Source organism: Mycobacterium sp. (genome assembly GCF_050701675.1).
GTDB lineage: Bacteria > Actinomycetota > Actinomycetes > Mycobacteriales > Mycobacteriaceae > Mycobacterium.
This window is the reverse complement of record NZ_JBOGDD010001144.1, coordinates 1-5,494: the sequence shown is the minus strand read 5'-3', so window position 1 is coordinate 5,494 and position 5,494 is coordinate 1. Positions and strand designations below refer to the sequence as shown.

The window sequence follows — 5,494 nt, the reverse complement described above, 5'->3', positions numbered from 1 at the left end:
CATCTGCACGCCCTCCGCGCCGAGGACCAGCGCCGCCGCGGCCGAGCGCGCATCACAGATCCCGCCTGCGGCCAGCATCGGCAGGTCGACCCGCTCGGCGACGAGCGGTAGCAGCACCATGGTCGACGCACCGAGGGTGGACTTGAACCCGCCGCCCTCCACGCCCTCGACCACCAGCGCGTCGACCCCGGCGTCCTCGGCCTTGAGCGCGGCCCGCAGCGATCCCACGACGTGCACGACGGTCATGCCCGCGTCGTGAAGACGGTCGGTGAACAGCGCGGGGTCGCCCGCGGACGTGAAGACGTGGCGGACGTCCGCCGCGACCAAGGCGTCGACGATCGACGGATCCTTCTTCCAGCCCTGGATCATCAGATTGGCCGCGACCGGCCGGTCCGTCAGCTCGCGCACCCGGTGCAGGTCGGCGCGGCCGTCCGGGGTCAGGGTCTCGATCATGCCGAGGCCGCCACCCTCGGAGACGGCGGCCGCGAGCTCCGCTCGCGCGATGTACGTCATCGGCGCCTGGACCACCGGGTAGCGCACCCCGAGCAAGGATCGGATCCGGTTCGGCATCGGTCCTACCCGGCCGCGAGGGCGGCGACGGCAGGGGCGAACATCGTGTTCTTGATGGCGCCAAGGGTGCCAGGGTCCTTGCCACCCAGCGGGGTGAGAAGCCCGACCGCCGCGTCGGTGACGGCGTCCTCGGCCGCGGTGGCGTCGACGATGGCGAACTGGAGCGCGTCGGCCCCGCCGAAGCGGCGCCCCGTCGTCATGGAGGCGACGGCGGCCGCGGGCGTGAGCTTGGCCTGGATCAGCGCGGCCATGCCCGTCGTGAACGGGATGCGGATGTCGACCTCGGGGAAGCAGAAGTAACCCCGGTCCTCGCGCATGACGCGGTAGTCGTGGGCCATCGCGAGCATCGCTCCCGCCCCGAACGCGTGACCATTGAGCGCCGCGGCGGTCGGCATGGGCAGCGTCAGCACGCGGGCGAAGAGGGCGTGCACGCGGCCGACGTAGAACTGCATCTGATCGCCGTGCGCCAGCAGCCAGTCGAGGTCGAGACCGTTGGTGTAGAACTTGCCGGTGCCCGTGGTCAACAGTCCGGCGGCGCCGGCGTTGGCGATCTCGTCGAGACGCCCGTCGATCTCGTCGAGGAAGTGCAGTGAGAACCGGTTCTCGTCGTCGCCGAGATTCAGTACGGCGACGTTGTCGACGTAGGTGGTGGTGATGGGCACGGGTTCACTCCTTGGTTCGGGTTCGGGTGGGTGGGCCGTGGGCAAGGGTGGCGCGTACCGCCGACTCGAGTCTTCTCCGTGCCCAGTCCCGAGCGATTCGATTGCGGGACAGCAGGAAAGCGGTCGGCAGATCGACGACGCACAGGGTGATCGCATCAACGGCGCCGGGGTGACTTGCGCTTGGGGGCGTCCAGCACCAAGGCGGACATGTAGAGCTCGAGCATCGGCCGGTAGAGGTCGACGTCATCCTCGAGCCTGCTGCACAGGATGACGGCGTCGCTGGTGGAGATCAGGATGTGCGCGAACGTCGTCGCGGGGATGCGCAGGGTGACGCCGAGCTGTGCGATGCCGCGCACGATGAAGTCCGTCAGCTCCTCGACGACCTCCTGCCGCTTGGCGGCGACGCGCTGTTTCGCGTCGGGGTTGCGAAGCAGGTACAGGGTGAATTCGTAACCCAGCGCGGCGTGCTGAGCGCCCCCCGTCTCGGAGATCTGACGCCACCTGTTGGCGATCTGGTCCAGTTCGACCTCGCCGATGTGGGCCACCGACGCCAAGACCTCGGTGAAGTTCTCGAAGTATCTGCGCCAGTAGCGGTCGCTGACCGCGAGGAACAGATCCTCCTTGGCGCCGAAGTTCGCGTATATGGCACCCCGCGTGTAACCGGCGGTGTCGGCGATGTCATCGAGAGTCGCCGCGTCGAACCCCTTGCGCGCGAACACGTCCTCGGCGGCGTCGACCAACAGCGAGCGGGTGTGCTCGACGCGCCGCTGCCTGGTCCAACGCTCCACCATCAGGTCATCCTGCCAAATCGTCGTTCCAAACATTGACGTATGTCAGATACGCGCATGTATGTTAGTGACGATCGTGCACCCCAGCGGAAGGACGGCCACGTGACGACGGCGTCGACGAGCGACCTCTACTACGACCCCTACGACGTCGACCTCATCGCCGATCCGTACCCGCTGTTCAAGCGGCTGCGTGAGGAAGCGCCGCTGCAGTACCACGAAGGACTCGACTTCTGGGCGCTCAGCCGGTTCGCCGACGTGCAGGGCGGCCTCGGCGATCAGCGCACGTTCAGTTCGGCACGCGGCAACATCCTCGAGCTGATCAAGGCCGACATGGAGGTGCCCTCGGGCCTACTGGTCATGGAGGACCCGCCGCGCCACGACGTCCACCGAAAGCTGCTGTCGCGCATGTTCACCCCGCGCAAGATGAGCCAGCTGGAGCCGAGGGTGCGGGAGTTCTGTGCCCGCTGCCTCGATCCCCACGTCGGCTCGGGTGGGTTCGACTTCATCGCCGACCTGGGGGCGCAGATGCCGATGCGCGTCATCGGAGCGCTGCTGGGGATCCCCGAATCGAACCAGGAAGCCATCCGCGATCACTCGAACTCGCAGATGAACACGGACGCCGGGGCGCCGATGGAGATCGCGTCATCCGGGTTCGACGACGGCTCGATCTTCGCCGAGTACATCGACTGGCGTGCCAACCATCCTTCCGACGACATCGTCACCGAACTGCTCAACGTCGAGTTCACCGACGAGGAAGGGGTGACGCGACGCCTGACCCGCGACGAACTGCTGATGTACGTCAACGTCGTCGCCGCGGCGGGCAACGAGACCACCACCCGGCTGATCGGGTGGGCGGGCAAGGTGCTGGCCGAGCACCCCGACCAGCGGCGCCAACTCGTCGACGACAGGTCGCTCATCCCGCAGGCGATCGAGGAACTGCTCCGACTCGAACCGCCGGCCCCGCACGTCGCGAGATACGTCACCCGCGACGTCGAGTACTACGGTCAGACGGTTCCCGAGGGAAGCGTGATGATGCTGCTCGTCGGCGCCGCCAACCGGGACCATCGCCAGTTCCCGCCCGACGGGGACACCTTCGACATCCACCGCAGGGCCGGCTCCCACCTGGCCTTCGGCGTTGGCACCCACTACTGCATCGGCTCGGCGCTGGCGCGCATCGAGGGCCGCATCGCGCTCGACGAGATCTTCAACCGCTTCCCGGAATGGGACGTGGATCTCTCCCGCGCCCGCATGTCGACCACCTCGACAGTGCGCGGCTGGGAGTCGATGCCAGCCGTCATCGGGTGACCGGCTGCTGAGTGTCACACAATCGGGCGCCGCGGTGTCTAGAGGGCATGACCATTCCGCTGCGGCGCGCACTACTGGTGTTTCTGTTGATCTCCGCCCTCGGCGTCGGCTCGTGGGCCTACTTCGCGCCGATGTCCTGGTACACGACCTTCCCCGGCTTCGGCCTGCGCTGGTTGCCTCCGCTTGGTCCGTTCAACGAGCACTTCGTCAAGGACGTCGGAGCCATGTTCCTCGGACTTGCCGTGCTGAGCGTGGGGGCGCTGATCATGGTGGTGAACGCCGGAGTGGTGCGGCTGGTGGCTGCAACGTGGCTGACGTTCAACACCTTTCACTTCGTCTACCACCTTCAAATGCTGCACATGTACGGGACGCTCGACAAGATCCTCAACATCATCGTCCTCGGCGCGCTGCTGCTGGCGTCCGCAGCGCTGCTCGCGCCGGTGCGGCTCAGACGGGCAGTGCCCGCTTGAGCGCGAGGGTCGACCCCTACGCTCGGGGCAACCGCCTAGGAGGCACCGATGCCAACACCGCCCGCCGACGAGGGTGACCTGAAGCCGCACTTCGACGACATTCAGGCGCACTACGACATCTCCGACGACTTCTACCGGCTGTTCCTCGACCCGAGCCAGACCTACAGCTGCGCGTACTTCGAGCGCGACGACATGACGCTGGAGCAGGCTCAGCTCGCCAAGGTCGACCTGGCGCTCGGAAAGTTGGGACTGGAGCCGGGCATGACGCTCCTCGACGTCGGCTGCGGCTGGGGAGCCACCATGATGCGCGCGATCGAGCGCTACGACGTCAACGTGGTCGGGCTGACGCTGAGCCGGACCCAGACGGACCACGTCGAGCGGGTCTTGGCGGCGTCGGACAGTCCGCGGTCCAAGCGGGTGCTGCTGCAGGGCTGGGAACAGTTCGACGAGCCCGTCGACAGGGTCGTCTCGATCGGCGCCTTCGAGCACTTCGGTCACGAGCGGTATGACGCATTCTTCGCGAAGGTGAATCGATCGCTGCCCGATGACGGAATCATGTTGTTGCACACCATCACCGGTCTGCATCCCGACGAGATGGCCGCCCGCGGCCTGCCGTTGACGTTCACCTTCGCGCGGTTCCTCAAGTTCATGCTCACGGAAATCTTCCCCGGCGGTCGGCTGCCGTCGATCCCGATGGTGCAGGAGCGTGCCCCCGCGGGCGGGTTCGAGGTGACCAGGGTTCAGTCTTTGCAACCGCACTACGCCAGGACGCTCGACATCTGGGCGGCCAACCTGGAAGCCAACCGGGACAAGGCGATCGAGGTCCAGTCGCTGGAGATGTACGACCGCTACATGAAGTACCTCACCGGCTGCGCCGAGATGTTCCGTGTCGGGTACATCGACGTCAACCAGTTCACCTGCGAGAAGTAGGACTCGGTCCGACCCGCTTGGCGAAGAACACCCGGTGGAAACCGTCCTGGATGCCGCGCCCGGTCTCGTGGAAGCCTCGGCTGGGGTAGAACGACAGATTCTCCGTCATCGCCTCGTTGGTGCACAGCCGAATCTCCTCCAGACCGGCGTCGCGGGCGTCCTCATCGGCGCGTTCGAGCAGTCGGCGGCCATGACCGCCGCCCTGGGCGGTGGGGGCGACGGCGATGGCGTCGATCAGAAGGTGGTCGGGTTCGGCCTGCGTGACGAGCACCCCGAGGAGGCCCCCGGCGTTCTCCCCGTCCTCGACTACCCAGACGCGTGACGTGTGAAGCAGTTCGGCGTAGTCGGCGGTCATCGGGGCCGGGGGCTTGCCGATCCGCTCCACGTACTTGCCGAAGGCCGCGACGACGAGTTCGTTGATGGCGCCGACGTCGGTGAATCTTGCCGACCTCGGCAGCGGCTCGCTCATGCTGCCGAGCCTAGTCTGGACGACGTGCCGCTCCGCTTCGTTCGTCGTGTCGACGGGCTGACCTACGAGTTCGAGCGGGAGGCGGACCCGGTTTACGGCCATCCGTCGTTCCGTCGCGTCGACGCCGAACTGTACTGTCGCCGCTTGCCCGAATTCGGTTGGTGTGTCGTTGATTCGGTGAGAACCGTCACGTCGCGCCCATTCGACGATGCGGGTGTCGGAGACCTACCGCCCGAGGGCGCGTGGGTCAGTCGCAAGGGGAATGGGTCTTACGTCTACGACCTGCACCGCCTTCCCGAC

The 5,494-nt window shown here is 66.9% G+C and carries 8 protein-coding genes; 4 read left to right on the top strand and 4 right to left on the bottom strand.

The genetic code is table 11. The features are described from left to right. The 3 genes from ACRDUX_RS35435 to ACRDUX_RS35425 all read right to left on the bottom strand — a co-directional run. The coding region (locus ACRDUX_RS35435) for an NAD(P)H-dependent flavin oxidoreductase (protein ID WP_526421299.1) at positions 1 to 570 on the bottom strand (570 nt) is incomplete at its 3' end. A gap of 5 nt (positions 571 to 575) precedes the next feature. Continuing rightward, on the bottom strand, positions 576 to 1,232 hold the full coding sequence (locus tag ACRDUX_RS35430; RefSeq protein ID WP_526421297.1) for an enoyl-CoA hydratase-related protein: 657 nt from the start codon (positions 1,230 to 1,232) through the stop codon (positions 576 to 578). A gap of 155 nt (positions 1,233 to 1,387) precedes the next feature. Beyond that, a complete protein-coding gene (locus tag ACRDUX_RS35425; RefSeq protein ID WP_526421296.1) occupies positions 1,388 to 2,023 on the bottom strand; it encodes a TetR/AcrR family transcriptional regulator in 636 nt (211 codons plus the stop codon). Positions 2,024 to 2,122: 99 nt separating this feature from the next. Between ACRDUX_RS35425 and ACRDUX_RS35420 the strand changes: the two genes are divergently transcribed. From ACRDUX_RS35420 to ACRDUX_RS35410, 3 genes are read left to right on the top strand one after another with little or no spacing between them, the layout of a single operon-like run. After that, the gene (locus ACRDUX_RS35420; RefSeq protein ID WP_526421294.1) at positions 2,123 to 3,325 is read left to right on the top strand and encodes a cytochrome P450; all 1,203 of its coding nucleotides are present in this window, start codon (positions 2,123 to 2,125) and stop codon (positions 3,323 to 3,325) included. A gap of 47 nt (positions 3,326 to 3,372) precedes the next feature. After that, entirely contained in the window at positions 3,373 to 3,795 is a 423-nt protein-coding gene (locus ACRDUX_RS35415) for a hypothetical protein (RefSeq protein WP_526421292.1), read from the top strand. A gap of 48 nt (positions 3,796 to 3,843) precedes the next feature. After that, positions 3,844 to 4,725: a cyclopropane mycolic acid synthase family methyltransferase gene (locus tag ACRDUX_RS35410; protein WP_526421290.1), complete on the top strand. Its 882-nt coding sequence runs from the start codon at positions 3,844 to 3,846 to the stop codon at positions 4,723 to 4,725. Here the strand turns inward: ACRDUX_RS35410 and ACRDUX_RS35405 are convergent. Next, positions 4,709 to 5,194: a GNAT family N-acetyltransferase gene (locus tag ACRDUX_RS35405; protein ID WP_526421288.1), complete on the bottom strand. Its 486-nt coding sequence runs from the start codon at positions 5,192 to 5,194 to the stop codon at positions 4,709 to 4,711. The genes ACRDUX_RS35410 and ACRDUX_RS35405 overlap by 17 nt on opposite strands. Positions 5,195 to 5,218: 24 nt before the next feature. Here ACRDUX_RS35405 and ACRDUX_RS35400 point away from each other — a divergent pair. Further along, on the top strand, positions 5,219 to 5,494 hold a 276-nt coding region (locus ACRDUX_RS35400), incomplete at its 3' end, for a hypothetical protein (RefSeq protein ID WP_526421286.1).

Excerpts from the sequence above, each read along its gene's own strand:
- ACRDUX_RS35425 (WP_526421296.1), bottom strand. The coding sequence starts at position 2,023 with ATGGTGGAGCGTTGGACCAGGCAGCGGCGCGTCGAGCACACCCGCTCG.
- ACRDUX_RS35415 (WP_526421292.1), top strand. The coding sequence starts at position 3,373 with ATGACCATTCCGCTGCGGCGCGCACTACTGGTGTTTCTGTTGATCTCC.
- ACRDUX_RS35410 (WP_526421290.1), top strand. The coding sequence starts at position 3,844 with ATGCCAACACCGCCCGCCGACGAGGGTGACCTGAAGCCGCACTTCGAC.
- ACRDUX_RS35405 (WP_526421288.1), bottom strand. The coding sequence starts at position 5,194 with ATGAGCGAGCCGCTGCCGAGGTCGGCAAGATTCACCGACGTCGGCGCC.